Origin of the sequence: Vibrio crassostreae, from assembly GCF_024347415.1 — a bacterium.
GTDB lineage: Bacteria > Pseudomonadota > Gammaproteobacteria > Enterobacterales > Vibrionaceae > Vibrio > Vibrio crassostreae.
In genome coordinates this window covers 460,495-480,568 of sequence record NZ_AP025477.1, presented here as the reverse complement: position 1 = coordinate 480,568, position 20,074 = coordinate 460,495, and the positions used below count along the sequence as shown (strand labels likewise).

Here is a 20,074-nt window from a genome sequence, read left to right as displayed (position 1 = left end):
AGACAGGAGGTTTTCTTGAACGCTATTACAAAGAGTAAGAACACAATTGTGATCTAAACCCTTCGTAATCAGCACTTTGAGGGAGCTGGTAGAGACCCCCAAACCATATCATTGGGGTTATACGAAGCAAACGGTTGCTACTATACACAGCTCTGCGTAAATTTCACTAATCAATTAATCAGTAACATAGTAAAAACCGATTTAGCTCGATATCAAAGGTAATCTGGTCGTATTCTCGACATTAGTAACATATCGATGTACTTACCGCCTTTGAACGTACTGAGCCTTTTTGTGCCTTCTAACTGAAAACCTACACGTTCATACAAAGCAATAGCGGCGTGGTTGTCAGCATGAACCTCTAACTCAAGACGCACGAGGTTAAGCCAGTTATCCGCCTGATTGATCGCTTCTTGCATTAACGCCTTACCGACCCCTTTACCATGCATATCCGGGTGAATAGCAATACCAAGACCAGCGCAGTGCCTGTCTCTTACCTTGGTGGTCATGAATAAAGTAATATGGCCCACTACTTTACCTGACACTTCTGCGACTAAAGTGAAATGGTCTGAGTGACCAAACAATCGTTCCACTTGATCAGAGCTAAGAAAAGGCTTTTGTGAGGTGTTTTCTGATACTGATGGATGACGATAAATATCAAAAATATCTTGGTTGTCGGTGAGTTCTAGGTGTCTAATTTGTATTTCCAAAGCGCTTCCTTACTATCTGATCTTTTTAACTGAACGACTTTCATATTACGGATAGCAACGAGCACCTACAACCTTTAAGATTATAAGTGCTCGAAATAATTAAACAGATAATAAACCCAACGAAATCTTAGCGTTATACAAAGCTTCGGAATATCTAATCTTTAGAACTTATAGTCGACACCGACGCTCGCGAGTACCTGTTCAGAGTTATAGAAGTCGATGTTTGAATCTATGCTTCTTAAACCAAGTAAAGTAATAAACGACCAATCTTCATAACCCATCAATCCGCCAAATTCATACGCTAAGAAGGCGCCATATTCGTTCTCTTCACGAGTTTTTCCATAAATCGGGTTTGCTTCATCATACTGACGATCACTGGCATCTAATGTGACCACAAAACCATGGCGACCAATTCTCTTCGCGTAATTCAGTTCAATACCGTAGCTGTCAAAACTTAGCGCATCTCCTTCCGCATCTGCATGAAAATACACCATAGAAGGCACTAACAGGCCGGTTTGATTTGGCAGTATGAATCGATATCCTGCTTTGGCATACACATAGGTTCTTTCCCTATCGAGTAGCGCTGCGTCCTGTGCTGACAAGCTTTGTGTACCTGACAATTCATCATCAACATCGGATTCCCCGATAGCAAAATCCGTTTGGAAGGCAGTTCCACCGATATTAGTTAGTTGCAATCGCCCTACATTACCTTTGACATCAGTTTCATTTCGATTAACGCCAACCGCGTAAGGATCAGACCAAGCCTTACCTGAGATAAGCGTAGGAAGAACAGAAAAATCCAATATGGTGCCACCTAAAAGTTGATGTCTGTAACCAATCTCAAACGCGATGGTACCTGTTGCAATATCCTCTCGTGTCGTACCTGCATACACTTGGTGAGTCAGCGATTCACCAAAAGTATATTGAACGGTACCCAAAAAGCCGAGTAACCCTTGCTTTTCGCTATTCCCTTCCTCAGTGTTGGTTGCTTGATTCGAATCTTGTTCAGTACTCAAATTACTACTGTCAGAGTAGAAACCGGCCAAAACACTGAAGTTACCGCTGAAACCTTCACTTGGAGCAAGGCCACTGTAAGCAGGCATTGAAGCCAATGCAGAAAATACAACTGGTAAAGCAAACCTCATATTCACATCCATTATTTGAATAATCACCCACTAACTATAAGTATCAAAATGCAACTACAACAAGTATTTAACATGGATTTTTTATCCATCTGATGACTTTGGCAGTTGAAGTAAGTGTCACGAGGGTGCAATAAGTTGATCTATCGCTTTTAGGCTTTCGTAATACCTCTCGGAAATAACAGACAAACTCAAAGGACTACAATATGTTTAATCACTTAAGCAAAACCCTGTCAGTACTGTTCGCAACACTTCTTTTCACAGCTTTCGCTCACGCGAATCATCACGGTATGAAGAAAGACATCGTTGATGTGGCAGCAGAAAACGGCTCGTTCACCACCCTAGTTGCGGCGGTAAAAGCAGCAGGCTTAGTAGATACATTGAAAGGCGACGGACCATTTACCGTTTTTGCTCCAACCGATGAGGCTTTTGCAGCATTGCCAGAGGGAACGGTCGATATGCTGTTGAAACCAGAGAATAAAGACAAGTTAGTCGCAGTACTGACTTATCATGTCGTACCTGGGAAAATTATGGCGGCTGAAGTAATGAAACTGAACAGCGCAGTCACAGTCCAAGGTGAAGCTGTAATGGTAGGGATTGATCATGGCAGTGTGATGATCAACAAAGCTAAAGTCGTGATGCCAGACGTTGAAGCAAGCAATGGTGTCATCCATGTTATTGATGCGGTACTGCTACCAAAATAATCAATGGGTAAAGCCAGTGTTAAGCCTTCAAAAATTCTTTAAAGGGTGTGACTCGTTCGCACCCTTTTCGTGTTTAGAGATAACTGAGTTTCGTCATCAAAGAAGGCGAACTTTCTTTTGCGTGTACAGCTAGACAAACAAACGTCCGAATATCAAAAAAGCCGCCATCGACACGACCTTGGTAAACACCACTACCCAAATACAGTCACCAATACTCGCGTGTGTTGCCTTCCCGAGAAGGAATACAAAAAGGATCAACCCGAGAGCCCACCCTACAGTTGGAATCAACGACACTAGAGCAACGATAACAGCGATGGTAAGGAGGGATTTAAAGTCGGCAACAACGAATGACATTTTCGACGCAATGTACATGCAACATGCCGTGATTAAAGCGTCCATTACAAACGCCAAAGCTTCTATTCCCACTTGGATTCCTTAATTAAACTAAATCAGCCTGCATACTATATGCAACCCGGAAAAAGTTCTTAAGAACATGGTAAAAAACCCACCAACAAATGTCGCAAATTTGAGAATTATGAGAAATAAAATCCGGTCATTCATGTCGGTTATTTCTTATGTTTTTCAAACCCTTTGGTTAATGCTTCGGGACGAGCTGTATTCGCTTACTGATAGGAATCGGAGACATCTTTCTCTTCTCGACTGATACACAACAAATACAGATTGATAACGACAGAAAAGAAAGAAATAACGACGACAAAGATCGGGAATAGCCCTTCGAAGCCGAACTTCAAAGCCAATATCCCTGCTGCCAATGAGAGAGAGGAAATTAAGACGAGGATCTTATTACTAAGTACAATATTCATGAGCCACACTCCATGTAGTCTTTATTAGTTTAGATTAGACCAATAAAGATGCACATAACTCGAAGCCGCCAACACTATTGATGGTTAGCTCAGGCTATTAGATTACTTTCTCCATCACGTAATTCGTCAGTTTTACGCCTCGCATGTCAACTTCTTGCTCATTCACAACCTTGAATCCAAGATGTTCATAGAAAGGTCTGGCGGTAATACTCACCTCTGAGAAGTATCGAGAAACACCGCGAACTCTGCCGACTGAAAATACATGCTCCATCAAAGCTCTTCCTACCCCCTTTCCTTGATATTCATGGTGACAGAAAAAATGGTCAATCAAGCCATTGGGTTGCAAGTCAGTATAGCCAACAACGCGCCCGTCTAACTCGGCCACAAAGGGCTGTATACGGCGAAGACATTTGTCCCACAGTTCCGAATCAAAATCACTTGGTGCCCAAGCCTCGACTTGTTCTTGAGAGTAATCGCGAACGTTGATGTTACGGACGGTATGAAAATAAATCTCCCATAACGCTTTGTTATCACTAGGTTGGTAATTTCTAATTCTAACCACGACATAATCCTTTCATGTATTTAGTGTATTGGACAAGTACCGTATTGCCCCTAAGCGCTCTCTAAATGAGTCGATTCTAGAACAAAGAGATTCAACGATAAAATACAGCCAACCAGATCGTCACAACGTTTTCCACCGTACCAATCACCTTATGCTTTTCTCTCGCAGCAATGTTGATGTAATCCCCTTTAGACAAGGTAACAACACGTCCATCATCAAACTCGATGACGCCTTGCCCTTCGATCACCATCACCCACTCGTGTTCGTCTTGGTCGTACCAACCTTCCTCTGGGGAGCTGTGTCCATGTGACAGGATTCGCTCAATTCGAACATTGTCATTACTAATGATATCTGTGAACACCTCATTGGGTAACGATGATGGGATATCAGCGTAGATATTTGGCATCGAGCTCTCCTAATTCTTGAATCATAGTCATGCGGTAGACTTTATTGCGTTACAGCAGGCTAAAACTCTAAGCTATCGCATTCTTTTTGAAGTAAAAACGGTAATAGCCAACCAGGTTACTGCAAATAAACAACGCTTCCATCAGCACCGCCGTTGGAGAACCAACCAGATAGTTATGGATCAACCAAAAGCTGGTTCCGATGATCATTAGCTCTCTTAATCGACGGTCATCCTTATTAAACGCAGCAAAGGTTTGAAACACAGAGGCAAAGCAACTCAATATGCTGGTCAGCCCAGAGTACGTTACCGCAGTCGCCACCACAGACATCGAACAGAACAAATACTTAAACTTAGACGAGGTAGAGAACACACTCGTCAAATAACGAATCGTAGCAATCGTCATTAAGCTTGCCGCCGTCCACTGCTCTAATAAAATAAAGTGACTTGAAATTAGCACGCCCGCAAAGAACAAACACGTGACGATTTTCTTCCTTTCCTTGAACTGGAATGACAGAAGATCAAAGCAAATCGCAATGGCGACTAAGACTTGAGATAGATAAAACGCTGACACAGTGATTCCTTCAATAATAACTTACGCCCTAGCCGTTTAATTCAATCATCAATAATCGAACGAACGCACTTGATGAGCTGAAACAGATACAGCCAATAACGCCTTAAACTTTTAACACACCACTGATCACAGTCGTAGCAGAGCCAATTAACTTTATGCGTCCGTTATCTAATAGTTCAGTCGACATGTGGCCACCACGGCGTGATGCCTGATAGGCACTGAAACTGCGTTTGTTTAACTTCTCAGCCCAATGCTGCGTGAGTGCGCAATGCGCTGAGCCAGTAACAGGGTCCTCATTAACGCCCACCCAAGGTGCAAAGTAACGAGAAACAAAGTCGAGCTCAGGGTTCGACGACAGTGCCGTCACTACAACACCTCGCCCCTTCATGCCTTTCAAAGCATCAAAGTTGGGTGCAAGCGCCAACAACACGTGTTCGTCAGTCACTTCGATTAACTGCTTAGAATCAAACTCTCGGAATGAAACGACTTGGTTCGACTCTAAACCAAGATGTTCGAGCAACAGGAGGTTAGGCTCAGTAAACAATGATAACTGTGTACTAGGGAAATCAAGCTCAATAGACGATTCACAAACTGCGGCAGACAACTCCCCAGATAAGGTATTAAATATGACCCTACCCCCTGTGTTGAGCAGACCTTGCTCTTTCATCACATGAACGGTTGCCAGTGTACCGTGCCCACACAGCTTCACTTCTACTTCTGGAGTGAACCATTTAAGTGTCATAGTGTTAAGTGACAAAAAAGCCGTTTCGGATACAGCCATCTCTTCAGCAATTGAAAACATTAACGACTCACCCAATGGCTCTTTGGAAATACAGACCCCTGCGGGGTTTCCTTTAAAAGCTTGAGTTGTGAACGAATCCACTTGATATATCTCTAAATTCACAATGTTTCCTAGCTTTGAGATCGGATAAATATTGTGCCTACAATAAGCACAAATACACTGTGCTACAAGTCTTCAACAGAAATTTTATTAATAGTTATTTGAAGAGTAAGGAAAGATAAACAAAGAGTTATGAAAAGAATTGGTGGATGAAGCAGAAGGTTTAATATCGGGCAAGCACTAGATAAAACGTATCAGACAAGGTAGGAAACATACGCACATTCGCGGCACATAAGCATTGTATCGTGCCACAAACGTGAAGTTACTCAGCAATGATGACTCAAATTGAACCTATTGACGTACTAGCGCAGATTTCACAATGGTCAAACCAAGTAGGCCTAGCATTACTCCTGTCACTTTATCAATATAGTAAGCAACACGCGTAAACTCTTGACGTACTTTGGGCGCAGATAACAGGAAGATGATCGCCGCATCCCATATAAAGACAACCACCGTCATCCAAATACCTAGCCCCAACTTAAACATGAAGCCAATATCTTTGTTCAATACCACAGAGAATAAACTCAAATAGAACAATAGGTTTTTAGGATTAAGGATTCCAGATAGAAAACCGGTGAGGAATTCTTTAAAAAAAGTCGTTTGGTTGAAGCTATCTCCTTCGGTAACATCCATATTATTGTAATTACATTTCTTCGCTCTTATGGCTTGCACTGCAAGATAAACAAGAAACACTCCACCAATTATCTTCAGTGCAATCATAATAGAAACGGATGCTGCCAAAATCGAGCCTACGCCAACTAGGCACAAAGCAATGTAAACCGCATTCGCACTGGCAATACCGAATGCAACGCCTAGGGCTTTTTTTCCCTTATTTCGAACAGCACTCTTCACCACAATCACAAAATCTGGTCCTGGGCTTAATAGCGCCAAAAAGTGAGCAATCGCCACGGTAACAAAAATTCCAACTAAACCTGCATCCATAAACCAACCTCCTTATCGTTCAATTAATGCCCTACTATTGCATAAATAACGAAAAAATGCTCAAGTAGTTGAATATATATTTACTAGTAACCTAATAACCAAACAAATCCCGTGTTTTCATCGGTCAAGGGTTGATATCCCCTTGATTTAACGTAGTGATGTTGTGCTAAAGCTTACTTTTGGCTCCAATTAGGTTATAGGATTTTTCCACCTGGATGCATTGCGTGATGTTGAAGTGAAATTAGAGACCTAAATTTGAGCTATGTCGCAAAATTTGGGCTACGATTTAGTTAAGCAAAGTAGGAAAGGAATCCGTCAGTGAAAGCATTTTATGTTTCAGTTCTTGCGTCATCATCTTTTTTAACTGGCACTGCCTTTAGCCAACAGGATGAGATTTATCTCTACAATTGGGATGAATTTCTATCCGATAGCGTCGTGACCGAACTAAGCGACACGTACGGCATTTATTTGAAACAGCAGTTTTTTTCTGACGAGTCGATCAGAGATGAAGTGCTATTAAGCGAACGTCGGGGCGCATTTGAGCTAGTGATTATAGAAAGTGTAAAGCTCAATGCGTTAGCCAAGCAGAACCTGTTTCACAACCTCAGTGAGTTACAACAATCCATTACGGATAACATCGATTCAAGGTGGGTCGAAGGATGTGGCGAGTATGGCATCCCCTATGCTTGGGGAACGACGGGAATCTTATATCGAAGTGACAAATTAAACCCTCCTACCTCTTGGAAAGCTCTTCTTGAACCAGACACGAACAGCAGTGGTCGCATAAGTATGTATTACGAACCAACCGATCTAGTGGGTACCGCGTTGCTAGCAAATGGGTTTGATCCATTCACTAATAACGAGCAAGAACTACGCATAGCTTACAAGACTCTGCAAGCACAAAAGCCTCATATAGAAAGTAGCGAATACGTCATTGACTATACCCACCAACCTGAACGTCTCGCAGATATAGATCTCGCCTACGGCTACTCCGGTGACAGCTATGTACTGAATGATGCCGACCCTAATGCCTCATGGACCTATATTGTCCCTCAGGAGGGCACCACGTTATGGTTGGAGTGTATTGCAGCAATTAACAACGGTGAGCTATCTCCACAAGCGATAACAATTCTATCATTCTTAACTCAACCCGAGATCGCCGCTCAAAACGCGATGGGGTCATGGTTTGCGACTCCAAGTTCAAAAGCAAAAGCCCTGACCACTCAAGAATATCAGAATGATCCTGAGCTTTTCCCTAGCAAAGAGGTATTAGAGCGTAGCCATCTATATGAACAACTCGAACCCAATAGTATTCAAATTCGTAACCGCATTGTCGACAGTCTAAGATAATTAATGTCAGTATTAAAGAAGCTCTATTTTGTACTCATTCCCACGTTATTGTTCGTGTTTGCAATGGGCGGGATGGTTACTTATAACTTAGCCTCCAACCACGTAAAACATATGTACTTAGACGAAGTTCAGTCCGACGTGAACACCGCTCTAGTGGCCGCTGAGTACGAACAACTTGGCCTATCTTTACTAGTAAAAGATATTGGTTCGTCCCTACAGTTCTTGAGATATATTCAAAACCCTGGTGACTACACCACCCTATCTCTATTAGAGAAAAGAGTGCTTCGAGTCTTAAACCAAAGTCATGTTAATCAATTTGGTCAACGTAATATCTATGTCGTAGATCCTAAATTCAAGTTAACGCTTTCTACTTTACGATCAGACCCTTTCGAGGGATTAAAAATCCCGGATAACATCTATGAAAAAGTCTTCGATATCTATACCTCGTTAATCAATAGAAACGAACTGTCTTATGAAGGTTTCTCCTATATCTCTGTGAGTGGTGAGCTTAGATATGCTTACGTTACCGCGATCGATCCTTATTTAGTCCCGCAAGACAAGCGCGCGAACAACAGTCTGAATCGATATATATTAATTGCAGACGGACCATTAAAACAGTTGTCTAATTTGCTCAACAAATACAACGATGATGACAACATGCAACTACTAATTGAACCGTCATCAAACACAGAACATATCGAAAATACGCAGTTCGTCATCAAGTCGTTTGAACAAACCAAAGACCGTATCAAAGTTGAGATGAACAGCCGTCACTTCCTTGCCCAAGTTAATATCCGAGAAAAAAAATTCAATCAAGAAAAGTCCATTATCGCTCAGCAGACCTTACTTGGTTGCTTGACAACATTAATCATAATCATGCTCATCGTACACATGGTCGTCCGCTATCAATTAGTTCGCCCACTCAAAGACTTGTTACACGAGATCTCCATTGGCGGGCTCAAACTTAGATATTTCAAACGCTCATCTGGTCAAAGTGAGATCGATGGTCTTAAGAACGCTTACATTGATTCACTAACGGAATTGAAATTTGAAGCTGAATTCGATCAATTAACAAAGTTGGCCAACCGACGCTCGTTCATTCGACACCTAGATGTACGTATAAAAAGTTCAATGCGCCCAAACTGCTACTTGGTTTGTTGGGATATTATCGATTTCCGTAAAATCAATGATTTATATGGCGCTAAAGTGGGTGACAATGTGCTCGTTAGTCTAGCCAAAGTACTAAGAGAAACCTTACAGAACCAACAATCCTCTTTTGGCTTTAGTTGCAGCGACTATTCAGTAGCAAGGTTGGGAGGAAACCAGTTCATTGCCATATTAGAAATAAGTGATCATCAGTCAATAAACCAAGAAATTGAGAACATTAACCACACTCTTACGGGAACGACTTTCCTCGATTACTATGGGTTTAGGCTCTCGATTGCAACGGGCGTTCTGCCTGTCGACACCCCCAAATTTAAAGAGGTATGGCACCGATGTATTGATGCGATGTTGATTAACGCTAAGAATCACAGCGATGGGGAGAGCAGGATTGTTTATGGCGAAGAGTTACTCCACTCACTTGAAAGGCATGATGTTATCGAAAAAAGACTATTGGAGTGCTGCGAGAGCGACAACTTTGAACTTCGCTTTATGCCTATTTTCAATGCTAAAACACTTCAGATTGACGGAGCAGAATGTCTGATTCGCTGCCCAGCTCTATTTGATATAAAGGCAGGACCAGATGAGTTCATTCCAGTCGCAGAGAAAAGTAATTTGATATCCAAACTCGACATGTGGGTCATTAGTTCCGCAATCAAGAGCTATAAAGAGCTTTCAGATATTCACCAATACAGTGGCACCTTGTCCATTAACATCTCGGCGATGGAACTCTACAACCGTAACTTTGCCGACAATGTTCGGAAGGTACTCGAGCGTTATAAAGTTCCGCCTTGCAATATCATTATAGAGATTACCGAAACCAGTTACGTTAAAAGCAGCAAACTTACGGTGCAGACCATTGAGAGTATCAGAAGCTTAGGTTTAAAAGTTTCCCTTGACGACTTCGGTACGGGTTACACAGCATTTAACCAACTTCTCCATTACCCTGTTGACGAACTTAAAATTGATAAGAGCTTTATCGATAATATCGTCGACGATAAGGCTGACCGCAAGATGGTCGAATCCATGGTTAACTTAGGACACTCTTGTAACACCTTCGTTGTAGGTGAAGGAGTCGAATCTCTTGAACAGTATCATCTTCTTCGAAAAGCCAACTGTGACCTCATTCAAGGCTATTTCTTCAGCCAACCGTTAACTTACATTGAGTTTATTGAATTTGTCCGTGACCATAATCCACAAGCCATTCTAGACCAACAATCGCTTTTAGAACCAAACACTAACGATAGGATTGTCTCACTTAATCAGAAACAATAGTCGTGTTTCGGTAAGCTCGATGACTTAACAACCATGGCCAAACCTCTGCTTCATTATCATCTGAATAACCCTCCTGCAATAAGCACAGACTCACCGAAACGCTTGAACTAACAGTTCCTATCGACAAGCCCGAATAAACAAATGAAGCCCCCTTCTTGCTCATAAGCCAACATATTAATGAGGGTAACAAGTTAGTACGTAAGCTAACCAAGCTAATAAATTTAGCTTGGTTAGCTTCATTAAGGCTCTTAACGTAGACATACAAGTGCCAATAAGATGAGAGGTATCAGTAGGGAGGGATAAAAACGAGACTAAGCCATATAAGAAGCTTAGCCTTGCATCGAGGTCAGTAACTCCATCATATCTTTGGAGCTTATGTTTTTCTTATGCCTGACTACGGCGTCAATCATCAACTCTAGGTTACCTGCCGAGATGTAATCACTGAGCACGTCGTTAAATTTCTCCTGAATTTCATCACTCGCGTACAAATGGTCAGGAATAAAAAATAAAAACTGGCTTCCGCTACTGCGAAACGAAATGGTGCTTTCTGGTATCTTAGCAGTCAGAGACTTAGCTGCCGAACTCACTACAAGATCGCCATATTCAAGACCATATTTTTGATTAATTTCAGTAAGGTTTCTGATTCGGACAAAATAGAGATCAAAGTTGTTGTCTTTCGAGTAGCTATTCTTCACAAATTTCATCAATGAGATTCGATTACGAAACCCTGTAATAAAATCCGTAGAGTAGAGTTTTCTTTTGATAGAGAAATCCACATAGAAAATAACCCCGGTAATCAGCAAGATAGTAACTAGAAACACGCTACTGATTCGATGGACGGTAACTAAGTTATCAACCATTGAAGTATTTTCTTCAATCACAGGGCTTTGTAAGCGAAACTTGTCGTTAATAAAATCTACAAGTGTGTGGTAGCAAATATCGACCTTTTTCTGTAATGACTCCTTGGGTAATAATCCTTCACTGACCAATTTTATCGATGATTCCAAGCTCTTAAATTTATCAAACTCCGAAGTGAAATAAGGCTTAAAATTTGCTGACTTAATGAAATTGGAAGATTCAGTGCTGTTAATCAATATATCAAAACGACTCCACGTAATATCGTACGCTAGCCATAACTCATCGTAATCGATAGTTTCGGAACGACTTACCATCAGAAAATTGGCATATTCCTTTACTAACTGGAAAACAAACCAGGTGGCTTCATTTTGTCGAGTCGAAAAGCTTTTGTTGATGTCGTTAATGCGAGTGACACTGTAAATATTAACGGTGAGCACCACCGCAGCCAAAGATAACACGACGACCTTAATGGCAGTCAACGACAACAGCTTTTTCATAGAGAACCTCTATAGGTGGATATCGCGTATCTGCCAGATCATCTTGGCATGGAAGTCTGTATTATCAATATCAGGCGTCGAAGACAATGGATATATCAACCAATAGGGCCCTTTATCTCTAACCGACATAAATTGACCATTTTGTTTTATCGCAATGATCGGTTGGTAATCGTAAAAATCTTCCTTGGGCACCGCAATTTTATAGTCATTCAATGCTACGAAAGTTACCTGAGATGCAATAGGTAAGTCCATGGTTTCAAGTACTGTTTGCAAGGTCACTCCGCTATAGACTAGCTCTCCATCCACCCAAGGTAATGATGTAATAATCTCTTGTTGGGGAAGTTGTAACAGTTGCTCTCGGCTTAACTGGTGCTTTTGACCTAGATGGTCAAATACGGTGAGTTGCGATGTGGCGAAAATAGAAAATGAACACAATGAAAGCATGAACAACAGTGCAATTCTCATTTTAAACTCCGTTTTAAAAAGGTCACTCATCTGAGTTTAGTCCATATTAGGCATTTGACTTGCTTAGACATTGCCTTATTTTTCATTCGTACAACTCAACCCTGACTAAATAACATTTCAACCTTATAATCCAGCGCGAACACAACCTTTGCTCCTTCCCAGATAATCATTGGCTCACGTTTATTTAGTAGAAATCTCTGCTTTTTAAACACCTTGAGTAATCCAATCCAGCCACTGAATACGTAGTGCCCAATAAAATTGACAATAAAAATGAGTCAGCAAGTAGCGAGAATGCCTGTCGCTGCATAACCTTTAATCGAACGTAAGCAGTTTTAAGAGCCTGTTTATCTGGTATCTGTCGCTTCATATTACGCCAGCCGATATCGAGCGTCGCTCTTAGAAAGCTTACTCACTTCATAATCAAGGGAATCGATAATGAGTTTATACAAGCGAAAATTTAACCCCATGACGACACTTTCTACCTTAGTAATGACGCTGGTCATGTTTCCTGTTTCTGCTGAAGTTGATCAAGAGCAATTCGAATTGGGTAAGCAAAAAGCCAAAGTGTGTATGACCTGTCATGGCGTTGATGGTATTTCTACACAAGACCCTTACCCCAACCTTCGCGGCCAAAAAGTGGGTTACCTAATCTCTTCACTGAAAGATTACCAGACACGTGAAAGGACCAGTGGCTTGGCGGTTCTCATGCAGCAGCAGGCAGACACGCTTTCAGACCAAGATATCCGTGATATTTCCTATTTCTATTCAATGCTGGGCAATGATTCAAGCTCGCTCGGCGATTCAAACGAAGTCAGCGAATAAAATTCAGTCAGCGGTTCAAAACCTCTAGGCAAGGAGCCTTGTTATGGAACAAGTGACAACGCAATACAGCATTAAGGTCGTGAAGTACTTCATCGTCGCATCCTTAGTGTGGGCGATTGTAGGTATGATCATCGGCGTGATTCTCGCCGCGCAATTATATTGGCCAGTCTTAAACTTTGATTCCCAATATTTCCAATTTGGTCGACTGCGCCCGCTACATACCTCTGGTGTGATATACGGCTTCGTCGTGAATATTTTAATGGGTACTTCTTTGTATATAGCCCAACGAACGGGCCACTGTGACTTGTTCAATAAAAGCCTTTCATGGATGGTATTTTGGGGCTGGCAATTCATCCTGTTGCTTGCAGTCATTTCCTTACCCGCAGGCCACACTACTTCAAAAGAGTATGCGGAGCTTGAATGGCCAATCGACTTAATGATTGTACTGGTTTGGGTGCTTTATGCAGTGTTGTTCTTTGGCACGCTTGCTAAGCGGAAGGTCAGCCATATCTTCGTGGCAAACTGGTTCTTTGCGGCTTTCATCATCGTCGTTGCCATGATTTTCATCGTCAACAACCTCGCGATACCAGTGCTAGCGATGAAGTCCTACTCTGTATTTGCAGGCGCTCAAGATGCGATTGTTCAGTGGTGGTGGGGACACAATGCCGTCGGTTTCCTACTGACCGCGGGTATCATTGGTATGAATTACTATTTCATACCCAAAGCGGCGGATCGACCTATCTATTCGTACCGCTTGTCTGTGATCCACTTCTGGGGCTTGGTCGGCTTCTACACATGGGCCGGGACACACCATCTCGTTTACTCTTCCGTTCCGATCTGGATTCAGAACATCGGAATCGTGATGTCGTTGATCCTATGGCTCCCTTCGTGGGCTGGTGCGTTCAATAGCGCAATGACCCTGCTACAAAACAAAGAAAAGCTGAAATCCGACTACATTCTTTTATTCTTCTTCTCAGCGATTCTGTATTACTGCTTAGCGACATTCGAAGGTCCACTACTTGCCATTCGTTGGTTCAACATGGTGGCACACAACACCGAATGGATTATCGGTCACGTACATTCCGCCGCACTTGGATGGGTTGGGATGTCAGGGATAGCCGTCTTTTACTACTTCATTCCACGCTTATGGGGCCAAACCGATCTTTGGTCGCCACGACTGATTAAGTGGCACTTCTGGCTCGCTCATGCCGGCGTCGCTCTTTATGCAATAGCACTTTGGGTAGCAGGCATCGGTGAAGGTTATATGTGGCTCGCTCAAAATGAAAATGGCGAACTGATTTACAGTTTTGTAGAGGCAATGGACTTCAAAGCACCTTGGTTGTTCTTACGATTCTTTGGTGGCGCGCTGTTCGTCCTTGGATTGTTCTTAATGGCATTCAACTTGTACAAAACGGTTCGTATGCCAACCGTACATGACGCTAAACACACCATTAATGAGGGGGCTTAAGTGATGAGTAAAGACTTTACACATTCAATCGTCATTTTAATTTTGACCACCGTTGTTGTCGCCTCCTTCTCTTTATTAGTTTGGGTAGTACCAAGCATTGTCCGTGGAGATGATATTGCCAAAGGCAGCTTAGCGATGCCTCTGACACCTATTGAGTTAGCAGGTCGAGATATCTACATCAGCGAAGGCTGCCATGTTTGTCACACTCAGATGGTTCGCCCTCTAGAACCAGAAGTTAAACGTAATGGTCGCCCGAATAAAGAAGCGGATGATATCTATGAGTTTCCAAACTTATGGGGTTCAAAACGTACAGGCCCAGACTTAACCAATTTAGGTAGAAAGTATTCTGACCAATGGCATGTCATTCACCTCGTAAACCCTCGCAGAGTTGTCCCTACCTCTATCATGCCCTCTTACCCGTGGCTGTTTGAGCAAACTCTGACTGGAGATGATATCAGCGCCAAAATGGAAGCCTTGCGCACGCTGGGTGTGCCTTATACCGACAAAGAGATTGGCGATGCGAGATTGCAAGTAAGAGGCAAAACCAAAGGTGAAGCGCTAATTCGTTACCTTCAAAGCCTTGGTAAAGATACGTCGCAGGAGGTATCACAATGAGCACATTTTGGAATCTATGGGCGGTATTATTAACCTTAATTTTCTTTGTTCTGATGGTGTCTGTTGTCGTTAAATACTGGCGTAGCAATCACAAGGCCGATCACGACCACACCATTGGCACCTTTGATGGCATTGAAGAGAAAGACGCGCCGCCACCTAAACTGCTGTTTGTCAGTTATGCGGTAGCCTTCTTACTCTCTGCAGGCTACTTGGTGCTCTACCCTGGGCTTGGTGAGTGGAAAGGCTTAGTCGATTGGGAGCAGAGCGATGACAAGCTCAGTTCACCATCCACCACTCTCAATGAGCAATTTGCACAAACCAGTGAAACCACGTTAGAGGGATTAGCTGCAGTTCCTGAGATCGTGAACAGCGGTCAGATACTATTCCAAACTCACTGTGCGGCGTGTCACCGAGACAATGCACAAGGCCAGAAACACTTCCCTAACCTTATCGACCAAGATTGGTTATATGGCGGTAGTGATGAGGCTGTGATCCATTCCATTGCCAAAGGGCGAAATGGTGCGATGCCAGGTTGGAGCGAAATCATGCGCCCGGATGAAGTGGCAAAGGTATCTTACTATCTAGCGTCTCTTAACCAGCGTCATACCGATGTGCCTGAGGTTAAGGTCAAACTCGGTAAGACCTTATTCGCCAAATATTGTTCGTCTTGCCATGCCGATGGTACGGTCGCCAACCCAGCGATTGGAGTACCTGACCTTTCCGATGATACTTGGCTACACGGGGGCAGTATTGAAGAGATTCAGCACACCATCAATTACGGTTTGAACAATCTAATGCCTGCGTTTGATGAGCAGCTCAGCGAGAACGAAATACTCGCGCTTGGGGCTTATATCCGACACGCTGGTGAAGTAGAGCAACAAAGGCTCGCGAGTTTGAAAGCATCATCTGTTGAGCGCGGAGAATATCTCGCTTATGCCGGTGACTGTGTAGCTTGTCATAGTGCAGAAGGTGGCGAACCCTTTGCTGGCGGCCTACCGTTTGTGACCCCTTTCGGTACCGTGTATTCAACCAACATAACCCCACACACCACCGAAGGGATCGGGACTTATAACTTCGATGATTTCCGAGCTGCGTTAGTCGCAGGTAAAGGTAAGAATGGTTACCTGTACCCAGCGATGCCTTACACCTCTTATCAATACCTCACCGACCAAGACATGGTCGATTTATGGGAATACATGCAGTCAATCACCGCCGTGCCACGACGCAATGATGACAACAGCATGATGTTTCCATCCAATATTCGCTTAGGTTTGCTTGGCTGGAACATCGTATTCATGGATACCGACCCTATTGATTATGAAGTACCAGAGGAGCTCAAAGGAGAAATTGAGAATGTCGATAAGTGGCAACAAGGCAAATATTGGGTCGCAGGACTTGGTCACTGTTCGGAGTGCCATACGCCACGAAACATTGCCCAAGCACTGATACCAGAACGTATTTTCCAAGGTAACTTAATCGACGGTTGGAACGCACCTGACATCACCGCAAATGAGCTCTATATCGACGGCTGGGATGAGAAAATACTCACCGATTTCTTACACACAGGTCACTCAGACAAAGGTACGGCTTTTGCGGGTATGGCTGATGTAGTGAAAAACAGCCTAAGCTTGATGACGCGTGAAGATATTGAGTCTATGTCCTACTACTTGCTGAGCGGTGATATCAACAACACCATTAGCAGCGATGCCGTGCCGTTACAGCCTCAAGGCTTTGATGAAGAGTCTTACGCAGCTGAAATCTACACCACGTATCGTCAAACCTGTGGGGCGTGTCATGGTGATGATGGTAAGGGTCGCGACCCTATCGCCCCTACTCTATTGAATAACGGTATTATCATGCACAGCGACCCATTCAACACCATTGCGGTAACCGTACGTGGCCTACAACCCACCTATCTCGACAAGGATAGAAACTTCATGCCGATGGCAAGTTTTGAAGATGTATTGTCGGATCAGAGACTGGCTGAGTTGATTACCTTCGTGCGATTGCATCTTGGAGACAGGCAAGAACCAGTCACCGCAGAGCATGTTCGTGAGGTAAGAGAAACACTTGAAGCTGCAGGTTACGCAGGTGGCTTACATACCACACCGGACATGTATGACCGCAGAGATAACACCATCAACATCCGATAGCGGACATATCATTTAGACAGTGAATTGCAATAAACCAAAGGAGGCCAATGTGCCTCCTTTTCATTTTCGGTCCTCTTGTACGCAGTGGCGTCAGACAACACAATTATAACTAACTGATTACACAATTAAGCAGATCTGCACATAATGCGATCAATCTCGCAGAACAAAGATGACACCAAGTGCATAATGTGCAAAATTTTTCAAAGATGTACGAAGGACAGATATGGATACAACTACACTCATCTACGATACGTTGGAAGGCCTGTCGAGCGCAAAGCCACAGCAACACGCTCAAATCCGCCAAAATCTATATAACCAATTAGATTTATCATTTGAGAAGCAGTTGGCTTTGTATTCATCAGTTCTAGGTCCAGCAAGTGCTGGTAGATTGACCGATTTGGATAGTGCAGTCATGTCTGCACGCAAGATTGTTGGTTTAGAAAACAGCTAACCTAGCTTCAACCTATCTCCATTTTAACGCTGCCGTTGTGCAGCGTTTTTTTATACACGCTATTAACGATAAATGGAGCTGTTTACGATAAGTATGGCTCTTTACAATAAGTCCAAGTCGCTGCAATTTTCAAGTTGCTCGCATTCTCATTTGGTTAATCTTATGTTCCATTTTTAACAGGTGTGTAACCTCAATAATGGCGCTAATGTTAGTAGCACGTTAACCACACATCGGATGGAAGAATCATGAGAGTACTTATTGAATATACACAGACAGGCAAATATCGTGATCATGCGTGGGAAGCACTAACGATTCGTTCAAAAGGCGAAATTCAAGCTGTGACTCCCTCTTATGCGGCGCAGCTCATCGAACAGAACCGCGCCAGCTTATCGACTACTGAAAATCAAGATATCGTCATCCAACCTTAATGGCTTCAAGGGCTACCCCTCCTAGTTCCTTAAATCGAATAGTTCGATGACATAAAAAAAACGCTGCACGGATGCAGCGTTTTCTTGTTTCTATCGGAGATAGCTTTTCGAGTAAGTAACTTGATTACTTTGGCAGGTTCTCTAACGAATCAACCATTGTCATTAACTTATCGACAATTCTTTCGCCGTCTACTCGCAAACCATTGTGTTCATATTCATTAGTAATCCACGCTTTCGAATTTGGAATATTCGCCAGTGTTTCGCGGCTGTAATCCAGCTCTACGTACATGTCATCTGCGTAAACCGCACACGCCATCGGAACCGTATTCTTGCTCAGCTGCGCTGCGTTGTACAAAGTGCCCCAGTCCGATTTTTCAGCCAGCATGTTCGCCGCTTCACGCAGTGGCTTCAGTGTTTCTAGTTGGTCGAACATCCATGGATAAACCATTTCGCCAGTAAACCAGAACTCACTGCCCGATTGATAGTTGAAATGCGAATACTGCTCACGCACGCGATGTGCCGACCAGTTAGACGCTGTGCCTTGGCAGTAAATCGATTCATGCAGAATCGCGTAAATAGGGTTTGTTAGGTAGCCCTGCTCTTGCTGCATTTGATTTAGGAAGCTGTAGCTCAGCTGCTTGTTACCGTTCACTTCAACAAACGCACTCTCTAGTGTGAAGTACATAGGGAGGTTTGCTTCACCGCCACCAAGGTTAATACCAATCAATTGGAACTGTTCAACCGTAAACACCTGACCGTTTGGCAGTCTCACGTCGTTGTTAAGCAGGTAATCAGAGATCTCACAACACATAGCTTGCGCTTGTGGGAACTGAGCAAAGAAGGCTCTGTTTTTGTCTTCTACACGCTTGTAGGTTGCTCGATACACATCATCAGCTTCGCGCTCGATAGACGGAATACCGCCCGTGACATAACAACGCTGTAAGCTTTGTGGGAACAACGACAAGTAGCTAAGTGTACAGAAACCACCAAAGCTCTGGCCAATCGTCGACCATTGTTTAACACCGAACTGCTCACGAATCGCTTCCGCGTCGCGCACGATGTTGTCTGCTCTGAAATGCGATAGGTATTCAGCTTGCTGCTCTGGAGACATGTGCGCCAATGTTTCGTGGCTGATCACCGTGCTGTTGCCTGTACCACGTTGATCAAGAAGCAGCACACGGTAGTTTTGCAATGCACGCTTTAGCCAACCCGATTGACCGCTTACTCGTGGCGACGGGAAGCCCGGTCCACCTTGAAAGTAGATCAACCACGGCAGTTCTTGCGAATCCTTAGCGAGATCAACCAGCTCACGTGCGAAGACTTGGATCTGTTGTCCATCTTTTGCTTGGTAATCGAGTGGCAACTCAAAAGAGTGCTGACGATACAGGGTGGTTCCATCAATAAAGTTAGCTTGCACGCTTCATTCCTTTTTATCTGATTCTAATGTCATCGGTACGAATAAAAACGGCGCCCGTTGGCACCTTTAGTTAGCAAGATACGCATAGTGGCTTGTAAAAGAAACCGTTTGTTTAACATGATTGTGAAGGTACTTCATCTAATCGTTCAATTAACCTTCAACGCGTGACAACTTGTGTCAAAACAGAGAGTTTAAGGTGTGACCTATTGAGAGGAAGAACAAAAGTAGAACACAAATAAAAAGAGCTTAACGAGGTGAGGATACGTTAAGCTCTTTGGTTTTATCTGTTGTAAATGAGGTTTATAAATTCAATAAGCTCAGGATTTATAGGCTCAGTTTCTATAAGCTAAATATC

Annotated in this window: 21 protein-coding genes and 1 riboswitch; of the genes, 9 read left to right on the top strand and 12 right to left on the bottom strand. The window is 43.2% G+C overall.

All coding sequences use genetic code 11. The features are described from left to right. Positions 1-45: 45 nt before the first annotated feature. Positions 46-145: riboswitch (purine riboswitch) on the bottom strand. Between the two features lie 67 nt (positions 146-212). Together OC193_RS17935 and OC193_RS17930 are read right to left on the bottom strand one after the other, a co-directional pair. Beyond that, a complete protein-coding gene (locus OC193_RS17935; protein ID WP_048660301.1) occupies positions 213-707 on the bottom strand; it encodes a GNAT family N-acetyltransferase in 495 nt (164 codons plus the stop codon). 161 nt (positions 708-868) lie between these two features. Beyond that, a complete protein-coding gene (locus tag OC193_RS17930; RefSeq protein WP_048663459.1) occupies positions 869-1,852 on the bottom strand; it encodes a DUF2860 domain-containing protein in 984 nt (327 codons plus the stop codon). A 203-nt stretch (positions 1,853-2,055) separates the two neighbouring features. On the opposite strand from OC193_RS17930, the gene OC193_RS17925 reads away from it, so the two are divergent. Continuing rightward, positions 2,056-2,553, top strand: coding sequence for a fasciclin domain-containing protein (locus OC193_RS17925; protein ID WP_048660303.1), 498 nt, complete (start codon positions 2,056-2,058; stop codon positions 2,551-2,553). Between the two features lie 129 nt (positions 2,554-2,682). Here the strand turns inward: OC193_RS17925 and OC193_RS17920 are convergent, their stop codons facing one another. The 7 genes from OC193_RS17920 to OC193_RS17890 all read right to left on the bottom strand — a co-directional run bounded on the left by OC193_RS17920 (position 2,683) and on the right by OC193_RS17890 (position 6,759). Beyond that, a complete protein-coding gene (locus tag OC193_RS17920) occupies positions 2,683-2,979 on the bottom strand; it encodes a hypothetical protein (protein ID WP_048660304.1) in 297 nt (98 codons plus the stop codon). Between the two features lie 197 nt (positions 2,980-3,176). Then, complete coding sequence (locus tag OC193_RS17915; RefSeq protein WP_048660305.1) at positions 3,177-3,377, bottom strand: hypothetical protein; 201 nt, start codon at positions 3,375-3,377, stop codon at positions 3,177-3,179. 97 nt (positions 3,378-3,474) lie between these two features. Then, positions 3,475-3,939: a GNAT family N-acetyltransferase gene (locus tag OC193_RS17910; protein WP_048663458.1), complete on the bottom strand. Its 465-nt coding sequence runs from the start codon at positions 3,937-3,939 to the stop codon at positions 3,475-3,477. A 91-nt stretch (positions 3,940-4,030) separates the two neighbouring features. Then, positions 4,031-4,345, bottom strand: coding sequence for a cupin domain-containing protein (locus OC193_RS17905; RefSeq protein WP_048663457.1), 315 nt, complete (start codon positions 4,343-4,345; stop codon positions 4,031-4,033). Positions 4,346-4,412: 67 nt separating this feature from the next. Beyond that, entirely contained in the window at positions 4,413-4,916 is a 504-nt protein-coding gene (locus OC193_RS17900) for a YgjV family protein (protein ID WP_048663456.1), read from the bottom strand. Between the two features lie 103 nt (positions 4,917-5,019). Beyond that, positions 5,020-5,820: a PhzF family phenazine biosynthesis protein gene (locus tag OC193_RS17895; RefSeq protein WP_048663455.1), complete on the bottom strand. Its 801-nt coding sequence runs from the start codon at positions 5,818-5,820 to the stop codon at positions 5,020-5,022. A gap of 288 nt (positions 5,821-6,108) precedes the next feature. Next, positions 6,109-6,759, bottom strand: a complete 651-nt coding sequence (locus OC193_RS17890; RefSeq protein WP_048663454.1) for a LysE family translocator — start codon at positions 6,757-6,759, stop codon at positions 6,109-6,111. 318 nt (positions 6,760-7,077) lie between these two features. On the opposite strand from OC193_RS17890, the gene OC193_RS17885 reads away from it, so the two are divergent. Together OC193_RS17885 and OC193_RS17880 are read left to right on the top strand one after the other, a co-directional pair. Then, positions 7,078-8,109, top strand: a complete 1,032-nt coding sequence (locus OC193_RS17885) for an ABC transporter substrate-binding protein (RefSeq protein WP_048663453.1) — start codon at positions 7,078-7,080, stop codon at positions 8,107-8,109. 3 nt (positions 8,110-8,112) lie between these two features. Then, the gene (locus OC193_RS17880) at positions 8,113-10,545 is read left to right on the top strand and encodes a putative bifunctional diguanylate cyclase/phosphodiesterase (protein ID WP_048663452.1); all 2,433 of its coding nucleotides are present in this window, start codon (positions 8,113-8,115) and stop codon (positions 10,543-10,545) included. Between the two features lie 329 nt (positions 10,546-10,874). Here the strand turns inward: OC193_RS17880 and OC193_RS17875 are convergent, their stop codons facing one another. Beyond that, positions 10,875-11,900 (bottom strand): diguanylate cyclase domain-containing protein, encoded by a 1,026-nt coding sequence (locus OC193_RS17875; protein WP_048663451.1) that lies wholly within the window; start codon positions 11,898-11,900, stop codon positions 10,875-10,877. 9 nt (positions 11,901-11,909) lie between these two features. After that, positions 11,910-12,365, bottom strand: coding sequence for a hypothetical protein (locus tag OC193_RS17870; protein ID WP_048663522.1), 456 nt, complete (start codon positions 12,363-12,365; stop codon positions 11,910-11,912). Between the two features lie 435 nt (positions 12,366-12,800). Here OC193_RS17870 and OC193_RS17865 point away from each other — a divergent pair, with 435 nt between their 5' ends. The 6 genes from OC193_RS17865 to OC193_RS17840 all read left to right on the top strand — a co-directional run bounded on the left by OC193_RS17865 (position 12,801) and on the right by OC193_RS17840 (position 18,302). Next, entirely contained in the window at positions 12,801-13,187 is a 387-nt protein-coding gene (locus tag OC193_RS17865) for a c-type cytochrome (protein WP_048663450.1), read from the top strand. 43 nt (positions 13,188-13,230) lie between these two features. Then, positions 13,231-14,655, top strand: a complete 1,425-nt coding sequence (gene ccoN / locus OC193_RS17860) for a cytochrome-c oxidase, cbb3-type subunit I (RefSeq protein ID WP_048660316.1) — start codon at positions 13,231-13,233, stop codon at positions 14,653-14,655. Further along, positions 14,656-15,270 carry a cbb3-type cytochrome c oxidase subunit II gene (locus tag OC193_RS17855; RefSeq protein ID WP_184957417.1) on the top strand — a complete coding sequence of 205 codons (615 nt, stop codon included), beginning with the start codon at positions 14,656-14,658 and terminating at the stop codon, positions 15,268-15,270. It abuts the gene before it with no gap. Continuing rightward, on the top strand, positions 15,267-17,423 hold the full coding sequence (locus OC193_RS17850; RefSeq protein ID WP_048663448.1) for a cytochrome c: 2,157 nt from the start codon (positions 15,267-15,269) through the stop codon (positions 17,421-17,423). Before OC193_RS17855 ends, OC193_RS17850 begins: the two co-directional genes overlap by 4 nt. 223 nt (positions 17,424-17,646) lie before the next feature. Beyond that, on the top strand, positions 17,647-17,874 hold the full coding sequence (locus tag OC193_RS17845) for a PAS factor family protein (protein WP_004730426.1): 228 nt from the start codon (positions 17,647-17,649) through the stop codon (positions 17,872-17,874). Between the two features lie 245 nt (positions 17,875-18,119). Next, positions 18,120-18,302 (top strand): hypothetical protein, encoded by a 183-nt coding sequence (locus OC193_RS17840; protein ID WP_004730424.1) that lies wholly within the window; start codon positions 18,120-18,122, stop codon positions 18,300-18,302. 124 nt (positions 18,303-18,426) lie between these two features. On the opposite strand, the gene OC193_RS17835 is transcribed toward OC193_RS17840, so the two are convergent. Further along, positions 18,427-19,719, bottom strand: coding sequence for an alpha/beta fold hydrolase (locus OC193_RS17835; RefSeq protein ID WP_048663447.1), 1,293 nt, complete (start codon positions 19,717-19,719; stop codon positions 18,427-18,429). Between the last annotated feature and the right edge of the window lie 355 nt (positions 19,720-20,074).